The sequence below is a fragment of the Secundilactobacillus pentosiphilus genome (assembly GCF_002217985.1).
Classification (GTDB): domain Bacteria; phylum Bacillota; class Bacilli; order Lactobacillales; family Lactobacillaceae; genus Secundilactobacillus; species Secundilactobacillus pentosiphilus.
The window spans coordinates 23,214-46,066 of record NZ_BCMI01000005.1 but is presented as its reverse complement, the minus strand read 5'-3'; the positions used below and the strand labels follow the sequence as shown (position 1 = coordinate 46,066).

General features: G+C 43.8%; 28 protein-coding genes. 9 read left to right on the top strand and 19 right to left on the bottom strand.

Going from position 1 to position 22,853, the window contains the following annotated elements:
* The 8 genes from CES81_RS03565 to CES81_RS03540 all read right to left on the bottom strand — a co-directional run bounded on the left by CES81_RS03565 (window position 1) and on the right by CES81_RS03540 (window position 4,250).
* Window positions 1-1,941, bottom strand: coding sequence for an AAA family ATPase (locus CES81_RS03565; RefSeq protein ID WP_089120720.1), 1,941 nt, complete (start codon window positions 1,939-1,941; stop codon window positions 1-3).
* Between the two features lie 48 nt (window positions 1,942-1,989).
* On the bottom strand, window positions 1,990-2,172 hold the full coding sequence (locus tag CES81_RS03560) for a hypothetical protein (protein ID WP_089120719.1): 183 nt from the start codon (window positions 2,170-2,172) through the stop codon (window positions 1,990-1,992).
* Window positions 2,173-2,189: 17 nt separating this feature from the next.
* Entirely contained in the window at window positions 2,190-2,699 is a 510-nt protein-coding gene (locus tag CES81_RS03555) for a helix-turn-helix transcriptional regulator (protein ID WP_180949712.1), read from the bottom strand.
* Window positions 2,700-2,715: 16 nt separating this feature from the next.
* On the bottom strand, window positions 2,716-2,859 hold the full coding sequence (locus CES81_RS13465) for a hypothetical protein (protein WP_180949711.1): 144 nt from the start codon (window positions 2,857-2,859) through the stop codon (window positions 2,716-2,718).
* A gap of 13 nt (window positions 2,860-2,872) precedes the next feature.
* A complete protein-coding gene (locus tag CES81_RS03550) occupies window positions 2,873-3,166 on the bottom strand; it encodes a hypothetical protein (protein ID WP_089120717.1) in 294 nt (97 codons plus the stop codon).
* Window positions 3,167-3,178: 12 nt separating this feature from the next.
* Complete coding sequence (locus tag CES81_RS03545) at window positions 3,179-3,742, bottom strand: hypothetical protein (protein ID WP_089120716.1); 564 nt, start codon at window positions 3,740-3,742, stop codon at window positions 3,179-3,181.
* Between the two features lie 64 nt (window positions 3,743-3,806).
* Window positions 3,807-3,974 carry a hypothetical protein gene (locus tag CES81_RS13460; protein ID WP_180949710.1) on the bottom strand — a complete coding sequence of 56 codons (168 nt, stop codon included), beginning with the start codon at window positions 3,972-3,974 and terminating at the stop codon, window positions 3,807-3,809.
* A 45-nt stretch (window positions 3,975-4,019) separates the two neighbouring features.
* On the bottom strand, window positions 4,020-4,250 hold the full coding sequence (locus tag CES81_RS03540) for a helix-turn-helix transcriptional regulator (RefSeq protein ID WP_089120715.1): 231 nt from the start codon (window positions 4,248-4,250) through the stop codon (window positions 4,020-4,022).
* 140 nt (window positions 4,251-4,390) lie between these two features.
* Between CES81_RS03540 and CES81_RS03535 the strand changes: the two genes are divergently transcribed.
* The 8 genes from CES81_RS03535 to CES81_RS03500 all read left to right on the top strand — a co-directional run bounded on the left by CES81_RS03535 (window position 4,391) and on the right by CES81_RS03500 (window position 9,629).
* Complete coding sequence (locus CES81_RS03535; protein WP_089120714.1) at window positions 4,391-4,753, top strand: helix-turn-helix domain-containing protein; 363 nt, start codon at window positions 4,391-4,393, stop codon at window positions 4,751-4,753.
* An 11-nt stretch (window positions 4,754-4,764) separates the two neighbouring features.
* On the top strand, window positions 4,765-5,190 hold the full coding sequence (locus CES81_RS03530; protein ID WP_089120713.1) for an ImmA/IrrE family metallo-endopeptidase: 426 nt from the start codon (window positions 4,765-4,767) through the stop codon (window positions 5,188-5,190).
* 32 nt (window positions 5,191-5,222) lie between these two features.
* Window positions 5,223-6,155 (top strand): hypothetical protein, encoded by a 933-nt coding sequence (locus tag CES81_RS03525; protein WP_089120712.1) that lies wholly within the window; start codon window positions 5,223-5,225, stop codon window positions 6,153-6,155.
* A gap of 20 nt (window positions 6,156-6,175) precedes the next feature.
* On the top strand, window positions 6,176-6,502 hold the full coding sequence (locus tag CES81_RS03520; RefSeq protein ID WP_089120711.1) for a hypothetical protein: 327 nt from the start codon (window positions 6,176-6,178) through the stop codon (window positions 6,500-6,502).
* A 47-nt stretch (window positions 6,503-6,549) separates the two neighbouring features.
* Entirely contained in the window at window positions 6,550-7,194 is a 645-nt protein-coding gene (locus CES81_RS03515; RefSeq protein WP_089120710.1) for a hypothetical protein, read from the top strand.
* Between the two features lie 41 nt (window positions 7,195-7,235).
* Entirely contained in the window at window positions 7,236-7,730 is a 495-nt protein-coding gene (locus CES81_RS03510; protein WP_089120709.1) for a hypothetical protein, read from the top strand.
* Window positions 7,723-8,241, top strand: coding sequence for a hypothetical protein (locus CES81_RS03505; protein WP_145993323.1), 519 nt, complete (start codon window positions 7,723-7,725; stop codon window positions 8,239-8,241). The genes CES81_RS03510 and CES81_RS03505 overlap by 8 nt, the downstream gene beginning before the upstream one ends.
* 182 nt (window positions 8,242-8,423) lie before the next feature.
* Window positions 8,424-9,629, top strand: coding sequence for a tyrosine-type recombinase/integrase (locus CES81_RS03500; protein WP_089120707.1), 1,206 nt, complete (start codon window positions 8,424-8,426; stop codon window positions 9,627-9,629).
* Between the two features lie 189 nt (window positions 9,630-9,818).
* On the opposite strand, the gene CES81_RS03495 is transcribed toward CES81_RS03500, so the two are convergent.
* Both CES81_RS03495 and CES81_RS03490 read right to left on the bottom strand, forming a co-directional pair.
* Window positions 9,819-11,534 (bottom strand): DAK2 domain-containing protein, encoded by a 1,716-nt coding sequence (locus tag CES81_RS03495; RefSeq protein ID WP_089120706.1) that lies wholly within the window; start codon window positions 11,532-11,534, stop codon window positions 9,819-9,821.
* A gap of 19 nt (window positions 11,535-11,553) precedes the next feature.
* Window positions 11,554-11,916, bottom strand: a complete 363-nt coding sequence (locus CES81_RS03490; RefSeq protein ID WP_089120705.1) for an Asp23/Gls24 family envelope stress response protein — start codon at window positions 11,914-11,916, stop codon at window positions 11,554-11,556.
* 208 nt (window positions 11,917-12,124) lie between these two features.
* On the opposite strand from CES81_RS03490, the gene rpmB reads away from it, so the two are divergent.
* Complete coding sequence (rpmB, locus tag CES81_RS03485; RefSeq protein ID WP_089087725.1) at window positions 12,125-12,310, top strand: 50S ribosomal protein L28; 186 nt, start codon at window positions 12,125-12,127, stop codon at window positions 12,308-12,310.
* Between the two features lie 188 nt (window positions 12,311-12,498).
* Here rpmB and CES81_RS03480 read toward each other — a convergent pair whose 3' ends face one another.
* From CES81_RS03480 to priA, 9 genes are all read right to left on the bottom strand, one after another.
* Complete coding sequence (locus CES81_RS03480; RefSeq protein WP_089120704.1) at window positions 12,499-12,906, bottom strand: hypothetical protein; 408 nt, start codon at window positions 12,904-12,906, stop codon at window positions 12,499-12,501.
* 186 nt (window positions 12,907-13,092) lie between these two features.
* A complete protein-coding gene (locus CES81_RS03475; RefSeq protein ID WP_089120703.1) occupies window positions 13,093-13,740 on the bottom strand; it encodes a thiamine diphosphokinase in 648 nt (215 codons plus the stop codon).
* A 1-nt stretch (window position 13,741) separates the two neighbouring features.
* Complete coding sequence (gene rpe / locus CES81_RS03470) at window positions 13,742-14,392, bottom strand: ribulose-phosphate 3-epimerase (RefSeq protein WP_089087722.1); 651 nt, start codon at window positions 14,390-14,392, stop codon at window positions 13,742-13,744.
* A gap of 10 nt (window positions 14,393-14,402) precedes the next feature.
* Window positions 14,403-15,305, bottom strand: a complete 903-nt coding sequence (rsgA, locus tag CES81_RS03465; RefSeq protein ID WP_089120824.1) for a ribosome small subunit-dependent GTPase A — start codon at window positions 15,303-15,305, stop codon at window positions 14,403-14,405.
* An 84-nt stretch (window positions 15,306-15,389) separates the two neighbouring features.
* Window positions 15,390-17,369 (bottom strand): Stk1 family PASTA domain-containing Ser/Thr kinase, encoded by a 1,980-nt coding sequence (pknB, locus tag CES81_RS03460; RefSeq protein WP_089120702.1) that lies wholly within the window; start codon window positions 17,367-17,369, stop codon window positions 15,390-15,392.
* Window positions 17,369-18,112: a Stp1/IreP family PP2C-type Ser/Thr phosphatase gene (locus CES81_RS03455; protein WP_089120701.1), complete on the bottom strand. Its 744-nt coding sequence runs from the start codon at window positions 18,110-18,112 to the stop codon at window positions 17,369-17,371. The genes pknB and CES81_RS03455 overlap by 1 nt, the downstream gene beginning before the upstream one ends.
* Before the next feature lie 12 nt (window positions 18,113-18,124).
* The gene (gene rsmB / locus CES81_RS03450; RefSeq protein WP_089120700.1) at window positions 18,125-19,471 is read right to left on the bottom strand and encodes a 16S rRNA (cytosine(967)-C(5))-methyltransferase RsmB; all 1,347 of its coding nucleotides are present in this window, start codon (window positions 19,469-19,471) and stop codon (window positions 18,125-18,127) included.
* Window positions 19,468-20,415 (bottom strand): methionyl-tRNA formyltransferase, encoded by a 948-nt coding sequence (gene fmt / locus CES81_RS03445; protein ID WP_089120699.1) that lies wholly within the window; start codon window positions 20,413-20,415, stop codon window positions 19,468-19,470. The genes rsmB and fmt overlap by 4 nt, the downstream gene beginning before the upstream one ends.
* 23 nt (window positions 20,416-20,438) lie before the next feature.
* Window positions 20,439-22,853: a primosomal protein N' gene (priA, locus tag CES81_RS03440; protein WP_089120698.1), complete on the bottom strand. Its 2,415-nt coding sequence runs from the start codon at window positions 22,851-22,853 to the stop codon at window positions 20,439-20,441.

The window sequence follows — 22,853 nt, the reverse complement described above, 5'->3', positions numbered from 1 at the left end:
TTAATCTCCTACCTTTGTTAATTGCTTGTCTTTGCTGACTGCTAAACGAATCTGCTGTGACTCTGTTTCGATTATGTTGTTAACGGATTCGGCATTGTCGACGAAGATTGGTGCGGATACTTGGTACTGTTTGGATAAAGTGTTGATGATATCTAAACCGGCATTGATACGAGCGGCATTGTTCAAATCGGTGCTGTATGGTACGCCATCGACCATTGCTTCGCAGATATCGTTAATTTCGCCATTCTTCTGGGTTTCAAATAGTTTAAAGGTGACCAAGCCAAACATGTCGTTGATTCGTTTCTCCAGTACCTTAACCTTGGTACGGACGTATTCATCAAGCACAAATGACTGCAGATCCAAATTGTTGTACTGATCCTTTAATTCAGCTTCTTCGCTAGTCAATTGCTTGATACGTTCATGCTGACGGTCAGCGGCATCATAATTGCTGATCTCACCTTGAACCTGCTCAATATCAGCCTGAATTTTGCTGATTTTTGCCTGCAGCTCTTGCTTAGCTTCTTGGTTGCCGCCATTGCCTTGCTGAATCTCAATGTCACATGCATCAATCTTTGCCTTTAAGTCGTGGTAAATATCGGTTTCTTCAAACGGTGCAACTTTTGATTTCTTCTCCGCCAACTCCTGCTTTAATTCAGTTAAACGGTTCTGGGCTTCGTATAATTCCGTTTGAGATTGTTCAAGCTCAGCCTGTTTAGCCTTTAGTGTTTCAGTGGTTTGTTCAATATCAGCTGCAGCCTGTTTGCCCTTAGTCGTGACATCTTCAAGCTTCTTAGCACGTTCAGTGTTGTAATGTTCCTTGATTTCAGCCTGCTTATCACTGGGGAACTCTTGCCCGCAAGTCGGGCAAACCAGCTGGCTATCATCAAATGTCTGATCCTTAGCTTCGTGGTACTGGCTTAATAGAACTTGTTTATAATCTGAGGTAGTCTGCAGTTTGGTTGACAGTGATTCAACTTCCCGTTGCTGTTCAGATACCTGACCATTCAATGTGTTGTATTTGATTTGCATGTCTGATACGTCATTAGCGAGAGTTCCTAGAGCCAGCTGTTCACCTTGCATGTGAGCCGATTGTTTGGACTGCAATTCATTCTGCAGTTCTGATTTACGCTTGCGGGCGTCCAATGAATCGTTAGACACGTTGAGGGCTTGTAAATCGGATTGTTTCGCTGACAATGAGCTTTGATATTCCTTGAGCATTGCTTCCAGAGTTTCTTTAGAAGTCGTGCTGACTTCTGGAATAGCCCGGTTAGCTTCATCAATTCGCGCAGGTAAACTGTCGATTTTCTTTTTAAGATCACTGCGCTGCGCTTTGACAATCTTGCGCTGTTCATCAACAGTGTGATCACTCAAAATCTTACGCAGTTCATCAGGGTGATCTGTTTGGCTAACGATTTCTTCATCGTCAACATCCGGCACCATCTTTAACAAAATTTCTCGGCGGTCGGTCCATTTAAGATTGTTAAAAGCCATTGGATTGGTGAGCAATTTGAAATTGTCTTCATCGATGATGTCACTGACCATCTTGTTGTAATCGGTCAACTTATAAGGCACATTATCAACAGTTAATTCCGTCTTGTCGGACTTGCGCACCTTTTCGACCTGATTACGCGGTTTGCTCCAGACTTCTGCCAACTTGCGTGAAAGCTTGACCTCTTTGCCATCAACCGTAAGAACCGCACTTACTTCCGGCTCTAAGCCAATGATTTCATTTCCATTTTCGTCCAGTGGCTTAGGGTTAAATTTACTAGCTTCTGAGCTGTTCTTTCCGAACAACAACCACCAGAACCCATCAAAGGATGATGTCTTCCCTGTGGCATTTTCACCAGCAATCGTGACGTTCTGACCATCAGCATCAATGGTGTAATCCTTGATACCTTTGAAATTGTGGTAACTGATCGTTTTTAATTTAATTTCCTTCATGATTAATTCTCCTCGCTAGATTCTATTAATTTCTGAAGTTCTGCTGTACTATTTACCATTTTTGAAGCCCCCTAGGGATTGCGATAAGTCGCTGTTCGGAGTAGAATTAATTTGAAAAATATTTTGCAATGCCAGTAATTCTGGTTTGAACTCTAACTGCCGGGTTGGAGTTCTTTTTTTATGACTTTTTGGTGCTGTATAAATCATTTCTGAACCAAGTGTTAAATTCATCGTTTTGTCTCCTTTTCCTATATGCGGTGTTCTTGAAAAAGTAAATAAGGTTCAATTCCCAAAAACTTTGATATTTTCTCCACTGTGTCGAATCTGATCATTTTGGTTTTCCCTTCCTCTATTGAAAATAAGGTTGACCTAGCAATGCCGGTGCGCTCATACATTTGAGAATTTCTGATTTTCCGTTCGGCCATCATCACTCGTAAATTTCGGGCAAATACTTGAGATAAATCAGTCTTGTATTTTGCTGGATTTGCATCTTCAACAGATTTAACTTTTGAAAGTTTAAAGCTATCTTTGTTTCCAAAAGCTAAATAATCAAAACTAGTGTGAAGAACATAAGCTATTCGCATAAGTGTGTTTTTGTCAGGCAATAATCTTCCTCTTTCCCACTCATCAACTTTGCTTTTACTGCTAACGCTAATTAATTTAGCAAGCTCATCCATCGTGATATGTCGTTCTATACGCTTTTCAAAAATTCTTGCTCCCACTTCCGCACGAGAGATTTTTCCTATAGGAGTTTGCATTATATGTTTCACCTCCTTACTTGATCCCAAAGAAATCTTCCGGGTTTTTGATTGCTTCATGGATCATCCAACCAATTCCACTAGCGATACCCAATGTGACCAGTGCAAGGGCACCATCTACTAGGCATTTCCCATAAAAGATGTAGTCATTTGCGTTCATTGGTTTCACCTCCTTAATGTCTGACTTGGCTTTCGTGACGCCAGATCAATACTTCTTTCAGGTTGTAGGTTGGGTTACCACCTGGATTAGGGTTAGTTGGAAAGCCTGGCAATGCCTGAATCTTGTTGAATTTGGTCGAATCACATTTGAAAATGTTTGTATACAAGCATTTTTGGGTCACGTCATAGTCGTATTTTTCTAGCTGATCACGCTCATCAAGCTTGGCTTCGAGTATTGGCAAAGCTTTGTCTACTAACCGGTCAACGAGCAAATCGATAAATTTATCATCATTGATTGCTACGTCCATGTCGCTCACCTCCTACATAATTCTTTCGTGCGCCTGAATTGATGCTTGCTGCCTTTCCTGGAAACTCTCAACTGTGCTTAGGTGAAATTTATCGTCCGTTGCGACAACTAGCGTGATTAAATAGCGAATTAAGTCATAACATTGAAACCCTAAAGACCTAACATCCTTCAATGATTCCTGATGATTTGGTGCATCTGGATTCTGGAATTCATCACGCACGTTTTTTAAAGCCTCAATCACACCGTCAATTTCTGCTAATGTCCTATCGGATAGGGCATTGAGATTAAAATCAACAAACTTCTTGTTAGGCATTGGTGGAACCAGGCCAAAACTCATCTTATTTAAAATTGCAATTTTTAATTCATCCGAATCGTCATAGCCTTCAGTGATTGTTAATAACGGTTCAATATATTGCAATTGAATCGGTGACGTATTACTCCGCCATTTCGATAGCATTGACTGGGTGATGTTCAGTTCCTTAGCCAGTGATCCAGCTCTTAAGTCTGGATTGCTAATCATGAACCTGTCTAATTCAGGTCCAATCATTAGCCCTGTTTTTCCCTTCACGTTTTGCATACATATCCCTTACTTTCAAAACGTCTCATTAAATTTTCAAGGCGCTTATTCTAAACTGAAATCATCAGGACATTGATATGGCCTGTTCTTCCAAGTTCTGTTTAACTTGTCCATCTGTCACCGTGACCATGAGGTCAAGGTTATCTTCATTTCGTGCAGCCACCTGACGAATAAAATCAACACTGTGATTGCTGTTCAAAGCAACGTATTGAATCTTTTCCTCTCTTGTCATTTGGCTCACCTCCTTTCTAGTCTAATTAACATAATATTAACTAATTTACTTATCAGGAACTTTTTGTTCCGAAGAAGTTAACTCTGAATGCAAAAAAATATCATCAGGAGTTAGATTAAAAACTGAAGCAATTTTAACGGCTCGTTCATAGCTAAGCCCTCTTTTACCATTTTCAATCATCCAGTAAGCTTCTTTAGAGATGCCTGCTAGATTGCCGACATATTCATAAGTCCAACCCTTTTGTTCACGAAGATTCTTGAGCTTAGAACGGATCATTTAAGTACCTCCTTTCCTTATCAACGACTATATTATAAGTTAACCTAAAGTTAATTGTCAATATAAAGTTCCGTTTTTGTTAATTATTATTGTGTTAACTAATTGTTAACTGTATTCTACATATGAAAGGAGCTAAAGCTATGACATTTGGAACTAGACTACGAGATTTGAGAAAAGCCAAACATATTTCGCAAGAAGAGCTTGGTAAGGTTATTCATGTTAGCAAAGTATCTATCTCTGGATATGAAAACGATACTAGAGAGCCTAGTCAGGAAGCACTCACGGCATTGGCAAACTATTTTGATGTAACCACTGATTATCTTTTGGGGTTGAATCAAACTCCAAAGTGGGCAAATGAAAAAGATGCTAATGATTTAGCTGCTTTTTTGAAAGATAATGCAGGATCAATGACCTACAAGGGTGAAAACTTAACTGAAGACGAAAAAGAAAAACTAGAGATTGCTATGACTCAGATTTTTTGGAAACGACATAAACATGATTAGAGGTGTGTACTATGAGCAGACGATTCATCAACCAAGCAACGCAGATCGTTACCCATCGGTATCACACTGCTGACCCGTTTGCCATTGCCGAGAAACTCAACGTAGAGGTTGATTGGAAGTTTTTAGGTGAATCTCCACTGGGAAAAACAGTTTACGATAAAAAAGATCCTATTGTAATTCTGAATAAGTCGCTACGTGATAGCCCGATGCGTTACTTCACAATGGCACATGAGTTGGGCCACGTCATCTTGCAAGAGGGCTTAGTTGGCTACTACTGTCTTAACAACTGGACTCATTCAGAAATGGAAAACGAAGCTAATGAGTTCGCAGTGTCGTTACTGGCACAACTTTATATAGAAGAAAACGACCGTTTGCCTAGCAACTTTGTGGAGCTAACACGAACATATGGCATGCCTGGCAACGAAACATTGGATTAAGCTTTCCCTTAGTACGAGCGAGGAGATGGATTATGAAAAGTAGTAAACAACGTAAGGGAAATAGAAAGATAGTCTTTATTGGGGTCGCATTATTTTTTATACTGCTGGTTATTATTTTTGCACTTGGTGTCCACTCCAAACAACAATCTAAGAAAGTAAAAAAGCCCTTAACAAACTTGCGTCTCTTGAATACAGATGATCCCGTTCTTACTGATAAAAACGGAAATTTCACTTTAAAAATGAAATCAACCAGCACTGCCAAGATCTCTGTTTATCGAGAAAATCAAGATACACTTTCTGATTCTGGGAAGCCTTACCCTGTAAAGAAAGTAAGTACAAATGAATATCAATCCACAATCCATTTATCTCCTGAACAAAATCAGATTTCAATTGATGTTAACGCAAAGTCTAAGAATCATAAGAAAACAAGCACTAGCTTCGATTTAAGCAATAATTCAGATGCAGCTAAAGCTTTCGAAAACGGTCAATCTAGTAGAGCCTCCTCCGAAAGTGTAGCGGAAAGTTTAGCTACAAAGAAGGCACTTGATGAAATCAGCTCCAATAAAAAAGCTTATTCAGAAAGTAGCGAATCCTCAAAGAACAATGCTACTCAATCAACAACTACTGGTGGTTACAAAAAAGTTGGCTTGGAAAAATTTGTTATGAATCCTGATAAATACGAGAGCACAAATATTCAAACAACAGGAACCGTTACCTATATTCAACAGATACCTGATGAAGACGGTATGGATTTTGTTGTAATCGTACCTGCAGAATCTTACACAGGGCACGGAATAGCAAGTCAATATGGTACTGTAGCTCAAATTGAAACTGACACGATTAAAAGCAAAGGAATCGGTAAAGGATCTACTATTACTGTTTATGGTAGTGGATTAACAGACGCGGTTAAACTAAAGGGTCATACTCTGAGTTCGTCCATTATTGTTGATAAAGTTTCAAATTAATAATTAGGAGATTGCTCATCATGAATTCAACGTTAAAATTAACGATTAAAAACATAGAAAAGAAAACACCTAATACGCTTTTGGTTACATTGACGTATACCCCTCGGAATGATTCCGCTATCTACACAAGTGTGGTTAGCTACACTGATGTTGAAGCCCAAGAAGACTCAACTAGTGTTGTAGCAAGTGTGGGAGTAGCTGTTACTAACTTAAGGTCAATACTGGAGGATCAAACTTTAGATGCTTTGCATGGTGCTCTTAAACTAATTTTAGGTAGCCCACATTCTCTGAATGATGACGCAATTAAAAAGTATATTGGCAAGTCTTTAGAAGTAAAAGCACTTTAAATTCTAGAAGTTATGGGATTTAACCTAAATTTTAGGAGATAATTCAAATGAAAATAAAACATTATGTAATGCTGGGCTTAGCTATCATATCTCTTGGTACCGGTTTATCTGTTAAAGGAGAAACTGCACAAGCGGTACAAGATGAATGGCGAAACGCCCACTGGGTAACGTTAACTAAAAATGTGACCGTTGAAAAGATACACGTTGTTGAACCCATGTATAAAAGTAGATCCGTCAATTCCTATACTGCTAAGCGGGGCCAACATTTTAAAATGGAACATTGGGGAACCGACTATTCTTGGGTACTACAATCTGGAAGGTTTAACAGTGGCGGAAAGTATTTGTACGTAGTCGATGCCAGCTACAAGGGTGGCTGGTTCAAAATGGGAACCCACAAAGTAACTACAAAAAGAAGCTCTGCAAAATATAAAGCCTTCCACGGTTACCGGATAGCAACTTCAAAAAGTGATATTTCCTACAACACTTTCTACTCTAAAAGTAACCATGCCACCCTTTCTGACTACCGCCCCACTCAAACCAGTAAAGTGATTTTTAGTTATGGTTCTCACGTTTACCCTAAGAGTCATGAATGGACTTGGTTCCATGGTAAAGGTCAGAACCTGTTAACTGACTACCGATATGTTGGTGGAAAATGGGTGAAAAAAGATACGACAGATGTCAGCAAAATTTGAAGCGATGAATAAGCAATTTTATTGTTAGGAGGAATTAGCTTGTGCAACAATCTTTCTTTGTAAGTAGTTTTACTATAAACAGTACCTCACTAGATGAATATCAGCCTGTAATCGTTAATAATCCTGATACAATTGCTTTCCATGGGATTTTAACCTCGTATATAAAGAATATCTATCGTGGTGATGATCCCGTGAATTTTGACGAAGCTATAGATTTAATCGTACAACTCAATTTGATTACCCCAGAAGATCCTGTCAATATTTCACACGACCCAACCAAAGTTGATATGCTGCGAATTACTATGGATCAAAAACGGGCGGTCATTGGAGACATGCCTAGTTTCTCGGATCCGGCACAATTTGATGTGTCCCTGAGTGCTTTCAAAAATGATAATATTACAAAAGAAATGTTACCCAAAAACAACTATTATCTTGAAGTAAACGTGCTAGTGCAATCTCACGGTTCAGACAAAAGTACATCCATATTCACCACTACTTTTCCAGCGATAGTTAACTTAGAAAGAAACGGTGATTGATATGGGGAAAAACACAAAGATACTTAACATATCTAACTTTCAACAGGATAGTTTTAGCAAAGAATCTTCACCAGTTGACGGAAAAACTATCATTGTACAAACTTCCTTTCCCAACGCAGCCAACCTTCCTCGACCAAAGGGATGGAAGGTATCAACTTCCAATTCAAATGGTTATAATAAACCTAAAAGTACGAAAGAAAGCGGAGGTGACGATGGGATGAAGTCTGACTACGTAACTCACGAAGAGTTAAACCACTTTGAAGATAACCTTAGGCATGAAATTAAAGAATCTCAGTTGGAAACAAAAAATAGCATTACTGACCTGTCAGGGAAAATTGATAAGGTATCAGCAAATATTGATACTAAATTTGAAAAAGTTAACACTCATTTTGAGATCATAAATACTAAGTTTGCAAACCAAAAAGTCTGGATAATTACTACTATCGTTTCTACTGTCGGCGTTGGCGTAGGCCTTCTTAGTTTTATCATGAATTTAATGTTACACAAATAAACTAACTAAAATATAGCCCTTTCAGGGCTTTTATTTAGCGTATAAAAAGAACATACGTTTGCATTTTTTCAAGAAATGGACTTGTTATTGAAAATAATTAGTAGCATAAAAAGAATTTTTAGCAATAAATATAGCAGTTTAGAAATTTAATCTTAGTAAATTGAATTAAGGAGTGATAACTAATGGCAATTAAGCGAACAGCAATGAAGCATCACCCTAATATCTACGAATATGAAACCAAACGTGGTAAACGATACAGCGTACGCCGCCGCTACAAAGACCTCTCTGGTAAATATAAAATGTATACCAGCAGTGGATATACCAGCTGGCAGGATGCTGAACAGGATTTGCGTAAATTCGAGATGAAGTTGTTTGATGGTTCCCTTTCTGAAGCAGAACAAAGAAAGATTACTGTTGATGACTATTTTGACACCGTACGTAAACGCAAAGTAGAATCTGGGCTCTGGAAACACTCTACGGAGATGCAACGGGTCAACCTCTATGAACATATCATTAGCCCAGTCTTTGGCAAACGGGCACTGAATGAGATCACCCGTATGGCATATCAGCAGTTCATTACCAATCTAGGCAATTCGCAAAAATATACTGTGACCACTTTGAGACATATCAATTCAGTAATGCAGTCTATCATGGCCGATGCCGAAGTATACAACATTATTCCTAAGAGCCTGATTCGTAAGATTCAGTTAGTTGGCGGCCGTCCCCAAAAGAGTCAGACCGTTACCAAAGATGAATACGATCAGTTCATGCGAACCGCGAAAAAGATTTGCAATCAATACGACTTTGCAATGGTCAAGATGTTAACGCTAGGTGAACGGCGCGGAGAACTCATGGGATTACGAAAGTCTTCATTTACCTTCACTGTCGACGAGCAGACTAATGAACCAATCTGTGCGATTAAATTTGATTTAGCTCGAACCCCAGATGCCGTCAAAGGGACCACGTTGAAGAGTGCTGCCTCTTATCGGACAATTTGGGTCACCGGAAGCTATATTAAGACCATCAAGTTTGTTCTGAATCATACTGAACAGCTCATCTGCAATGTTAAGGGCTCGGTTCCTGATGATTACTTTATCTGGGTCAACCCTGAAACTGGTAACCCCTACCAACCGGATCGTCCACGAGACTTGTTTGCACGAATCAGCCTGACTGCTGGCGTGAAGATCAACCCGCATAAATTTCGGCATTATTTTGCTACTAAGGTCCGTTCGAATGCCACGATTTCTGATACTGATGCCATGCACTGGTTAGGACACAAGCATATTGAGATGACCGACTCTTACACCAGAGAGACACCAGAGGGTGCAATTCAGGTCTTCAGGGGCGTTGAAGATGATTTACGTCCAATTACACCACCGGATAAATAGCTATGCTTAGAAGCCGTTTTTACTGGGTGTCACCACTTTTATCTGGGTGTCACCAAAGGTGTCACGTTAGGTGTCACCAAAGAGCTAGAATTACACCGAAAATATCGCAACAAACAAAGTGGTGAAACTCATAAAAGAGCTTCACCACTTTAATTTAATTTGATTTAATTACTTTAAATCATTTCCGAATCATTCGACACTGATCACAAACGGATAAACCGGCTGATCACCTTCGTGAACTTCAACTTCCAGTTCGTCATCCAGTTTTTCAACGGCTGCTTCAACGTGATCCGCGGTTGCCTTGTTAGTGTCGGCACCGTAGATGATCGTGATGATCTCACTGTCCTCATCAATCATCTTAGTAACCATTTGAACGGCGGCTTTTTCCGCATTATCGGTAACCACGGCAATTTTGCCGTCAATAATACCCATGAAGTTATCCTTCTTGATATCAAAGCCGTCAATTTGTGTGTCACGAACGGCGTGGGTGACTTCACCACTCTTAACAGTGGTCAAATTATCTTCCATCGCCGACTGGTTTTCTTCAAGCGTATGATCGGGTTCAAAGCCTAACATGGCGGTCATCCCTTGAGAAATTGTCTTACTGTGGACGATCACTGCCGGAATATCAACGACCTTAACTGCTTGTTCAGCAGCTAAGAAGATGTTCCCGTTGTTCGGTACGATAATCGCTTGTTTAGCATGACTGTTATTAATGGCGTCAGCAATGTCTTGCGTGCTGGGATTCATGGTTTGACCACCAGAAATAACGGTGGTTGCTCCCAAACTCTTAAACAAGGTCTGCATACCTTCACCGGCAGCAATCGTAATGATGGCCGTTTCAGGTGCTTCGGCTGGTGCTTCGGCTGGTGCTTCTGCAGTGGCAACAGGGGCCTTCTTTTCAGCAGCCTCGCCATCCTTTTCAATGATGGTTTCCTGTTGCAGGCGCATGTTGTCGACTTTAACCTTGGCGAGGTCACCAAACTCCTGGCCCCAAGCCATTACTTTACCCGGATGTTCAGTATGAACGTGGACCTTAACGATTTCATCGTCGTTGACCACTAACAGCGAATCCCCCAGTTTAGCCAGGTAGTTATAGAACGTATCGTAATCAAACTTCCTGTCGACTTGTTTACCCTTGCCAATTCTAACCATGATCTCTGTGCAGTAACCGTACACAATGTCGTCAGGGTTCAATTTACCCTGCACGCTGCGATGGTGTTCGGCATCGACCATTTCATCCATCTCAGTCGGATTAGGCTGATGAGCGCCCTTTTTGGCCACTTCACGGCCGTTTAAGACATCGTCAAAGGCTTGGAATACAAAAGTTAAGCCCTGACCGCCGGAATCCACGACACCGACCTGCTTCAAAACGGGTAAGAGATCCGGTGTGGTCTGTAAAGCAGCATCAGCAGCCTTATAAGTAGCATCCATAACTGCGACGATATCATCTTCACGAGCTGCCGTCTTACGGGCAGCCTTAGCAGCTTCCCGAACAACGGTTAAGACAGTACCTTCAGTCGGTTTCATAACGGCCTTATAAGCCGTCTGAGCACCGGCAGCGATTGCGTCGGCTAAATCAGCTGCTGACAAAGTTTCCTTATCAGCAACGTTTTTTGAAAAGCCCCGGAAAATTTGCGATAAAATAACACCAGAGTTACCACGGGCGCCCATTAACAGGCCCTTTGCGAGGGCTTGAGCGAGTTCACCAACTTTGGTGCTGCTTGACTCGTTAACGTACTTTAAGCCGCTATCCAACGACAAGCTCATGTTAGTCCCAGTATCACCATCAGGCACCGGGAACACATTTAATGAATTAATAAATTCAGCATTCTGATCAAGAAATGCTGACGCAGCCTCGATCATTTTGATGAATTCACGATTCGTTATTTCTTTCGTTTGCAACAACTTTATCCTCCGCTTCTTACTCACTTAATACTTGGACGCCTTGAACGATCACGTTGACCGCGTTCGCTGTAATGCCAAGCATTGTTTCCAAATTATACTTTACTTTTGATTGAACGGTTCGGGATACTTCGGAAATCTTCGTCCCGTAGCTGACAATAATGTTCACGTCAACCGCTACACCGTTGTCTTCTTGACGGACAACAACGCCCTTAGCGTAGTTATCCCGTTTCAAAATAACGTTTACGTTATCACGAATCTGGTTCTTGCTTGCCATTCCCACAACACCATATGAATCGGTGGTAGCACCACCAACGACTGTAGCAATGACATCGTTATCTATATCAATTAAGCCATGTTTCGTTTTAATTTTAACGGCCATCTGAAGTAGCCTCCTTGCATACTAGTCTTCACGACAATTTATCTTACCACAAATTGCGCAATATCGTTATCATAATTAATCAGTTTTATGGCTGTCAAGTAAAATTACTTGAAAGAAAACTATTGCATTCCGATTGGGGGTATGATAAATTATTTTAGTGAGCTAAAAAGCAACGTTTTTTAGATAAGTCTAAAAGGAGGTAGTTACCATGGCAAAGGATTTCATTAACGGCAAGCGCACTCGTTTCGGTAACAAGCGCTCCCACGCCTTGAACTCATCAAAGCGTTCATGGAAGCCAAACTTGCAAAAAGTTCGTATCTTAGTGGACGGCAAGCCTAAGAAGGTTTGGATTTCTGCACGGACTTTGAAGTCAGGTAAAGTGACTCGAGTTTAGTTAAGAAAGTTTGGCGCGGTCGCCAAGCTTTTTTTGTGAATTTTAAAAATTTTTCTTTCAACCAAAAGGACCACTGTTAACGATTAATTTCGCTGACAGTGGTTTTTTTGTTACTCACAAGTTGCTTGCTGGAAATTCCGTTTAAAAAACGGTGCATTTTAAGCTGAGACTAAATTTTCTAGAACCCATCATCCCTTGGTGATCACCGTTTCATAATGGCGAATCAGCTGGTTGACCTGATGCTCAAATTGAACCATAAAGGCTTGCCGGCTACCTGTAAGCTGGGTATCAGCTGAATGAGTTGTATTCTCAGTTATAAACTGATCTAAGTACGCACCGCAGTCGGTGACATACTGGCTTAATGCCGCAGCGTAAGCGCCGCCGGAAACCCGGTAGCTATTGACCACGCGGGTGCCGTACGCCAGCAGGTCATGCTGCAGCGTTGCAACTTCGCTAACAGTAACCGGATCACTTAGTTGAGCCCCCTGGCCTTGAAGATATCGCCAAAACTGTTTGAGTACCTTCTTGGCAGCCGATTTACTACCGCCATTGTGGGTTTTAGCACCGCCAAAGTTATAGTGTGTTTGAAATGCCACGTTTGTCGCTCGCTTTCGTTTTAAATATCGTTTGAATTATAGCGTACTGGTAAAGTGAAATGAGCGTTTCAGAACCATTTTAGCGTTTAAAAAAGTTTCCGCCATAGCGCACTATGACGGAAACCGACAGAAAATAGTTTAAAAACTCTTACCAGCACTTTTAAAAGAGACTGTTTTCTTAAAGCCTTAATCCTTGCTCTGAATAACCGCGACCATGCCACTGTCAAATGAAAAATGACCCGTATCCCCGACAAATTCGTTACTGGCGTAAGAAATTGGCCGGTCAACGTTTTCGTTCTTCAAGTTGTATTTTTCGTCCGGCAGCGTGAGATTAGCCACCTTTTCAAGCGTGACGAAGGCCAGATACTTTTTATCCGGTTCCTTTTTGATCTCATACGAACCTGGTGCAAAAAACGTAATGGTATTGTGTTTGTCAATAAAGCGAATTTTAGGCGCGTATTGACGGTAGCGGGGTTCCAGAACAATCCAGAAATTAGCCAAGAAATGGTCTAAACGGCCACCAGTTACGCCATAAATGTCTAATCGATCGTACTGATATTCGTGCAGGGCTACCGTAACGGCCAGTTGCGTATCCGTTTCGTCCTTTTCCGGAACCGCCTGGCGGATGTCAGACACAGCATCCTTAACCCGTTTCAGCTCATCGGCAGATAAAGAATCAAAATCACCAATTGCAACTAGCGGGGTAATCCCCATCTTCAATAGCCGCAAGGTACCGCGGTCAACACCGATCCAGTCGCCAGACACCTTACCGGCAGTTAACTGGTCAGGCCATTCGCTGGTAGGACCTCCTACCAGTAAGTTTAAATGTGTCATTTTACTTCGTCGCATCCTTTAAAGCTTTAACTTTGGCAGCAGGATCAACGTCATCAAAGACGTATGAACCGGCAACAGCAACCGTAGCACCGGCTTTTTGGCAATCAACGATGGTGTTGTTCTTAACACCGCCGTCAACTTCAATATCAAAGTCGTAGCCCTCAGTTTGTTTTAATTGGTCTAACTGCTTGATCTTCTTTAACGTTTCAGGCAGGAACTTTTGACCACCAAAACCGGGGTTAACCGTCATGACCAGCACTTGGTCAACCATGTAGAGTACAGGTTTGATAGCTTCAACCGGTGTACCGGGGTTGATCACAACTTCCGCTTTGGCACCGGCCTGTTTGATCAATTGCAGTGCCCGGTGAATGTGCGGTGTGGCTTCAACGTGAACACCAATGATATCAGCACCGTTTTCAGCAAATTGTTCAACGAACCGTTCTGGGTTTTGTACCATCAAGTGAACATCGAGTGTCATGTTGGTAATTGGGCGAATAGCCTTTAACCAGCCTGGACCGTAAGAAATAGCAGGAACAAATTGGCCGTCCATCACGTCAATGTGGAGATACTCAGCCCCAGCCTTGTCGACTTTTTCAATATCCTTTTGAAGATTAACATAATCAGCACTTAAAATTGATGGTGCGATTTTCATACATAGTCCCTCATTTCTCAGATTTGCGATAATTTGGTTTTTGATTCTTCAGAGCTTGATACAGCTGCAGATAATTGGCATAACGGCTTTGTAAAATGTCGCCGGATTCAACCATCGCTTTCACGGCACAGCCGGGTTCATTAACGTGGACACAGCCCCGAAAGCGGCAATCAACGGATGCCCGCCGAAATTCACGGAAGTACTTGCCCAGTTCACGGGCATCCATCGAAAACGTGTCATACGAAGAAAAGCCTGGTGTGTCAGCGATTAAGCCGCCTGCTACTTCCAATAACTGGACCCTGCGCGTCGTATGCTTACCACGGTGCAGACTTGCCGATATTTCGCCAGTTTCAAGTTTTAAATCGGGCGCCACGTGGTTCAGCAGTGTGGACTTTCCCGCACCAGTCTGACCCATGATGACGCTAACTTTATTCACCAGCAGATCGTCCACTTCCTGAATGGCAGTATCCGAAAAGGGCTCTGCCGTATAAACGACGTGGTAACCGATCTGACGATAATCTGCCGCTATTTGAGCAAACTCCCCCTGCTCAGGTGCAGTCAGTAAATCGGTCTTCGTTAAATAAATGACCGGTTCAATGTCTGCAATCTCCAGTGCCACTAATTGCCGATCCAGTAAATTAGTTGAAAAGTCCGGCTCACGTACTGCTGTAGCTACGATGGCCTGATCAACATTAGCGACTGGCGGCCGCACCAACGAGTTATGCCTTGGCTTTACTTCCAGAATATAACCTTCATGATCGTTTGGCGCATCGATCACAACACGATCACCCACTAACGGCGTAATCTTCCGGTTCCGAAAATTGCCTCGCGCGCGCGTCCTTACCAGTCTTCCTGAGTCCGTCATAACATCGTAAAAACCGCTTAACGATTGTCTAATTTGGCCCTCCGCCACATCAACGCCACCTTTCATAGTTCTGAATGATTAAAAACCAGTCCTTTTTATTATAAAAGAACTGGTTTTAAAATGCAGTAATTATTAATGAGAATTTTTAGTAACATTATTATCGGACAAGATGACCTTGCCATCGCGAATAATCTTATACCCGCCGCTTTTACCCGATTCAACCGCAAACGGGATCGAGACTTGCGTATCCTGGGCAATCGTCAACTGTTTATAGACGGTGCCGTAATTATGATCATGATCACGGATATAAATCTGGACCGTGTTCACTTCTGAAGAAGCGGAACTGCTGGTTTTACCCGAGCTGCTGGAACTGGAACTACCTGCTTCAAACGGAATGTTAACATCGACGTTAAAATCTTCGACTTTCGGGACAGAATTCGAAACGGGCTTCTTGCCTCTAGACAGTGTAATAACAACCGTTGAGCCTTCCCTAACCGTACTGCCGGCACCCGGATTCTGGTCAATGGCAGTGTTCTTAGTTGCGTTATCATATTTATACTTAAACGAAACATTCAACGATTCACGCTTCGAATACTGTTGAATCTGTGACTTCGTTTTGCCAATCAGATCAGCAAGCTGCAACTGACGCTGGCCGGCGGAAACGGTTAACGTCACCGTGGTTTCTTTGGGATTAATGCGCTGGCCGTTCTCGATGCTTTGCTGCATGACATTGCCAACGGGTACCTCGTTAGACGACTCGTTTTGCCGTCTAACGGTGACGCCTTTGGCTTTTAGTATTGCTGCCACCCTGGTGTAAGACTGACCAACGTAGTTACCAATTCTGACTAGTCGTGGACCGGTACTGACGTATAGCTTGATCTTGGCCTCTTTTTTTGCAGACTGTTGTGCTTGAGGCGACGTCTTAATCACCAAGTTCTTCTTAATCTTCGCACTCGGTTGCCGCTGAATGGCACCCGTATCCAAATTACTGTCGGATAATTTCTGCTGCGCTTCATTAACAGTTAAACCGCTCACGTCTGGAACCGTCACCGTTTGCGGTCTACCCAGCCAAAAAGCTAAACCAACCATGGCTATCAGAACTGCAGTGAGGCCAAGCAAGACCAATAGCCAATGCCGGCGCCGGTGTCGTTTCTTAGGCTTTGGTGCAACTTTTTTAGCCGTGTCTGGCTTAACGTGAGCTGCCTCAGAATTTAAAGCAGACTTATCCAATACCTTAGTTTCGCCGTCGTCAACATCCTCAACTGGGGTAAATTTAGGTTCTGATGCGCGTCGGGGTGACAATGAAGTTTCCAAATCATTGGCCATATCCGTTACTGATTCGTAGCGGTCTGACGGCCTCTTAGACGTAGCTTTCAAGACCACGTTTTCTAAAGCTTGCGGAATCCGCGGATCAAATTCACGAACCGACGGGATCTCCGACTGAAAGTGTTTGATGGCAATCGAAATGGCCGTTTCGCCCTGAAATGGAACCGTTCCCGTTAATAGCTCGTAGAGGATGATCCCTAACGAGTATATGTCGGATTTCTTGGTTGCCATGCCGCCGCGGGCCTGTTCAGGCGACAGGTAATGAACTGACCCGAGTACCGTATTAGTTTGCGTCAGCGCGTTTTCTGACATGGCTACGGCGATGCCAAAATCGGTTATTTTGGCCACCCCTTTTTCATCGATCAAGATGTTTTGGGGCTTTAAATCACGGTGAATAATGTTATGCGCATGGGCAACCGCCACTGCTGACAGGACCTGCTCCATAATATTAATGACTTCCTGATACGGAATTGGAAAATGCTGTTTGATGTATTCCTTTAAATCCATTCCTTTCACATATTCCATCACCATGTACTGCATGCCGTTTTCTTCGCCCACGTCATAAACGCTGACGATGTTGGGGTGGACCAGTTCAGTCGCTGCCAAGCCTTCACGTTGAAACCGTTTAATGGTATGCGGATCGTCACGCAAATCGAGTCTCAATAATTTGACGGACACATCACGGTCTAATATCAGGTCGTGGGCTAAGTAGACGTTTGCCATGCCGCCTTCGCCTAGCGATTGGGTTATGCGGTATCGACCGCCTAAAACGTAATTAGGTCGCATTAGCCAGCCACCTCCGATCGATCATCGATCAAGATGACACTAATGTTATCCAAACCGCCAGCATCGTTAGCTAATTGAATCAATTGATCGCACTTCTGCCCCACGGTCGAATCGTTCTCCAGCACTTTTTGAATCTGCTCATCATTTACCATGTCACTGAGACCGTCTGAACACAGCAATAGCATGTCGTTGTCAGTCAGTTCCAAATAGTGCATGTCGATTTGAACCGCTTTTTCAATGCCTAGCGACCGGGTAATCACGTTCTTCTTGGGGTGCACCCGAGCAGCCTGTTTAGAAAGCTCACCACGCTTAACCAGTTCGTTGACCAGGGAATGATCTTCCGTCACTTGAGAAAAAATGTGATCACGCAGCAAATAACCCCGACTATCCCCGATGTTACCAATCAAAACCGTCTGATTAAAAATAACGGCTAATACCACAGTTGTTCCCATTCCTTTGAGGTCGAGAAACTGCTCCGAACGGTTACGAATGTCCTGGTTTTCAGACGAGATCTGCTTTTGCAGCCAATTTTTAATGTCATCAATAGTTTTAGCGTTAGTTGCCGTAAACGAGTGGCCCATGTGGGTTACCGCCATTTCAGATGCGACGTCCCCACCTTGATTACCACCGATTCCATCAGCGATAATGGCAAGTTTAACCCCCTGTTGGTTCGTAAAAATACCAACACTGTCTTCGTTATCCTTGCGGCGCTTTCCTATTGCTGTTCGATAAGCAATCTGCATCTGTATCCTCCACTAACGTACCCGCTTGAACTGACCGATGAAGAAGCCGTCGGAATCAAAATCATCCGGGTAAATTTCAAGATAATCAGTTGCCCGGTCCGACTTTAAATCACGGGCGGTTTCAACCCGCTGTGATTCAAAATCTGGGTGATCAGCTAAGAAGGCCGCTACCACGTCCCGGTTTTCCTGATTAAGTATCGTACAAGTACTGTAAGTTATTATACCGTTAATTTTCACTTTTTGAGCAACTGCGTCCAAAATAGCCAGCTGAATTTTGGCCAACGACTGAACATCTTTCAACTGCTTTTCATAGCGGATCTCTGGCTTACGACGAACCAAACCGATTCCAGAACAGGGTGCGTCCACGAGAATTTCATCAAAGGTCTGATCCTCAAAAACGTCCTGAATCTTCCGGGCATCGATTGCCTGGGTGACCACCCGGTCGTCCACGTGCATCCGTTTGGCGTTTTGCTTCACCAGCCGGACTTTGTGTTCATGAATGTCCAACGCCACAACCTGGCCGCGGTCTTCAGCCGACAAGTGACCAGCGATTTGAACCGTTTTACCGCCGGGCGCTGAACAGGCATCCAGAATCATCATGCCGGGTTTAATGTGCATCGCTTCAGCCGGCAGCATGGCGCTTTCGTCCTGAATGGTTATCTGACCATCATGAAACAGCTTCGCCTGGTTAGCAGGTTTGCCGCCAAGGACCAGCCCTTCTGCTGCAACTTGGCTGTCGTTAACTTGGTAGCCTTCTTCATCCAGTGCCGCTTTGGCATCAGCCATGGTCATTTGATCCGTAGCTACCCGGATCGACTGGTTAGCCGGATGGTTGATGCTTTCCAGCACACTGATGGCTTTTTTTGCACCCAGCTGATCGTTTAATTCTTTGATCAGCCATTCCGGTACGGAATAGATTAAGCTCTGGCGTTTGATGGGATCGTCAATATCAGCAGGGTCATTGATCCCCACGCGATCCATTTGATGCAGCACACCGGTCACAAAGCGTCGAATGCCTTCATGGCCTCGAGTCTTAGCAATCTCAATTGATTCATCAAAAATTGCCCGTTTGGGAACCCGTTCCAAATACTGCATTTGATAGACCGCAGTCTCCAACAATATCATGACCCAGTCGGCCACTTTTTTCGGATTTTTGATAAAGGGTTCAAGCTGATAATCGATGGTCATTCGGTGCTGGATGACACCATAAACAATGGTGGTCATAAGGCCGGCATCGCGTTGAGACATGCTGGCCTGGTCAATCATTTGGTTCAGTTGCAGATTTGAATACGCGCCGTTTTTGACACGGGTCAGTGCTGTCACTGCTAATGACCGTGGATTGTTATCAAGTTTACTCATAGTTTAACCACCTGTTCGCCCTCTGTCAGGGCATCTTCTGTTCCGTTCAAAAAATCCGTGATACTTTGCTTTGGCTTACCAGCCGGCTGCAGTTCATTGATCTGCAACGTGCCATGATCACCGGTGGATAATACCAGCCGATGCTTCTCATGCACGACGACTTTACCTGGTGTTAATTCGGTTTTCTCGGGTAATACGGTCACATCCCAAAGCTTAGTACGGGTCCCCGACAAAATGATGTACGACGTTGGAAATGGCCGTAGCCCGCGAATCTTAGCGTCGATCATTTCAGCGGACATGTTAAAGTCAACTTCTTCTTCAGCCGGTTTGATGGTTGGTGAAAAGGTCACTTTCGACTCGTCTTGCGGCACCGGCTGTACGTCGCCCGCAATCAGTTTGGGTAAGGTTTCCAGCAGGAGGTCACGGCCTAATAAGCTTAATTTATCGAACATGCTGCCCACATCATCCGTCTGCTCGATTGGAATCTCGCGCTGGCTGATAATATCACCGGCATCCATTTTTTTAACCATGTAAATAATTGACACACCCGTTTTGGCATCGTTATTCATCACTGCATAGTGGACGGGAGCGCCGCCTCGGTATTTAGGCAATAGTGACGCGTGAACGTTAACTGCCGCAATTTTGGCCGACTTCAACAGTTTAGTTGGTAAAAATTGGCCAAAGGCTGCCGTTACAATAAAATCAGGTGCCAGTTCGATTGCCCGCGCCATTTCGTCACTGCCGCCGATTTTTTCTGGCTGCAGCACTTCAATATTGTGTGCAACCGCCACTTTTTTGACTGGTGAAGCCGTTAACACGTGTTTCCGTCCCACTGGCCGATCCGGCTGGGTGACAACGGCTTTAACATCGTAATGATTTTGAATCAGTGCCTCTAAAATCGGCGCTGAGAATTCCGGGGTGCCCATAAAGACGATTGATGTCATTTTTATTTCTCCTTTATTGCTGACTACATAAAGCTCATTGGGTTACGGTCAATGGCAATCTGCAAGCCGCCACGGCTTTGCTTTTGTGCCTGACCTAAAATTTCAAACAAAGCAGGATCCAGTTGAGGTTCCCGTTTGTATTTAATCACTAATTGATAATAATAACGCTTGTTTACTCGAGCGATTGCGCCTGGGGTGGGCCCCAGAATGATGGCTTGCGGACTGAGCGCCGTTTTTAATTGCCGGACAATTTTAACCATCGCTTCAGCTGCTTTACGTTCATCCGCATCGCTTGCGGTGACCTTGACCGCAAAGTAATACGGCGGGTAATTGCCACGGTGACGTAACTGCATTTCTCGGCCAAAAAACTGTTCGTAGTTTTGCGTTTTTGCTAGCTGAATCGCGTAATGGTCGGGATTATAGGTTTGAATAAAGACCTGTCCGGCTTTTTCAGCTCGACCTGCCCGGCCGCTGACTTGGGTGAGCAACTGAAAAGTCCGCTCACTGGCCCGAAAATCGGGTAAGCCTAACGCTGTATCGGCATTTAACACACCAACTAGCGTCACATCTGGGAAATCCAGTCCCTTAGCAATCATTTGCGTGCCTAAAAGAATGTCAGCTTGATGGTTGCCAAACTGTTTTAACAGGCGTTCATGCGCACCCTTTCGACGGGTGGTGTCAACATCCATGCGAATCACCCGCGCTTCGGGAAGTAATTCAGCCAGTTCTTGTTGAACCTTCTGCGTGCCGGTACCGTAATAGCGAATATGGCGGCCGTGACAGCTGGGACAAACGTGCGGAATGGGTTCTTCGTGACCGCAATAGTGGCACTTCATTGATTTGGTATCCATGTGTAACGTCAGGGAAATATCACAGTTCGGGCACTGCAGCACAAAGCCGCAATCCCGGCACATCACAAACGACGAAAAGCCCCGGCGGTTCAGCATCAGCAACGATTGTTCGCCGCGCTGGAGCCGGTCTTTCAGTGCTTGTAATAGGACACTGGAAAAGTTACTTTCCTTATGGTGCCGTAACTCTTCAGTCATATCCACGATAGTGACTTTCGGTAATTGCTGGTGATTGACCCGATACGGCAATAATAACCTAGTATACACGTTCTTTTCCGCTCGTGCTCGACTTTCTAGCGAAGGTGTTGCGCTGCCTAAAACAACGGGGCAGTGATGATAACGCGCTCGCCACAACGCAACATCCCTAGCGTGATACCGGGGATTATCTTCTTGTTTATAACTGCTTTCGTGTTCTTCATCGACCACGATAACCCCAAGATGCGTGAGCGGTGCAAACACCGCAGAACGGGCGCCTACCACCACCTGAGCTTCACCACGCTGAATTCGACGCCATTCATCAAACCGTTCACCGCCAGACAACCCACTGTGCAAAACGGCCACTTTCTGGCCAAAACGACCACGCACTCGACCAACGATCTGCGGTGTCAGTGAAATTTCCGGCACCAGCATGAGCGCTTGTTTGCCCTGCGATAACGCGTTAGCAATTGCTTGTAAGTAAACTTCTGTTTTACCGCTGCCAGTTACACCTTCCAGCAGAAAGGTCTCAGGCTTTTTGTGATCAGTTGCTGCACAAATTGCGTTGACTGCTTTCGTTTGGTCCGGATTTAACTGCAGCGGTTGCGTTTTAACCACCGCAGTCTGAAAGGGATCGCGATAAACTTCTACGGCCTTGCGTTTCAGCCAGCCGTTAGTTTCACCCGTTTTCAAAAGACTGCTTGAAACGTTGATTTTTCGTTCCAATTCCGTTTGGCTAATGGCCTCTCGATGAGCCATTAAATAATCGATTAGTTGGACTTGCTTAACTGCGGTCTTTCTTAGCTTTGTCCGAACGCCAGCCAATTTTTCCGACCCCATAGCCGGTTTAATCATCGTGACCTTTTTAACCTGAGATTTGCTGTTCACTTCGTAACGGACGTTGACCAGGTGCTGGCGGTTAAGCGACAGCAGCTGTTTTACCGTTTCCGTTGAGAGTGAATCATCCCAAAGTAACTCTTTTTGGTCCCCAAATAAGCTCGTCTTGATGTCGGCAGGCAGTTGATCAGCGGGGCTTACCCACTTTTGGTACTTTGCCTTGAGGGCGTTCGGCAGCATCGTTTGCAGGCACGTAATGGTGAAGGCGTAAGTTGTTTTCGCCAGCCAAGCAGAAAGTTGCATCAGTTCTGAATTGACGACCGGTGCCGGATCCATGACAGTTTCAATTGCCTTTAAGGTTACACTAGGATCGGGTTGCACATCACCCTTGATCTGCCAAACGAACCCCTGTACTTTCCGACCGCCGTTACCAAAGGGGACCACTACCCGCATACCGGGCTGAAGCTGGTCAACTAAGGCGTTAGGTATTTCATACGAATAAGGCGTATTGGTCTGCATCGTCGGTACATCCACGATAACCTCAGCGATTTGCGTCAT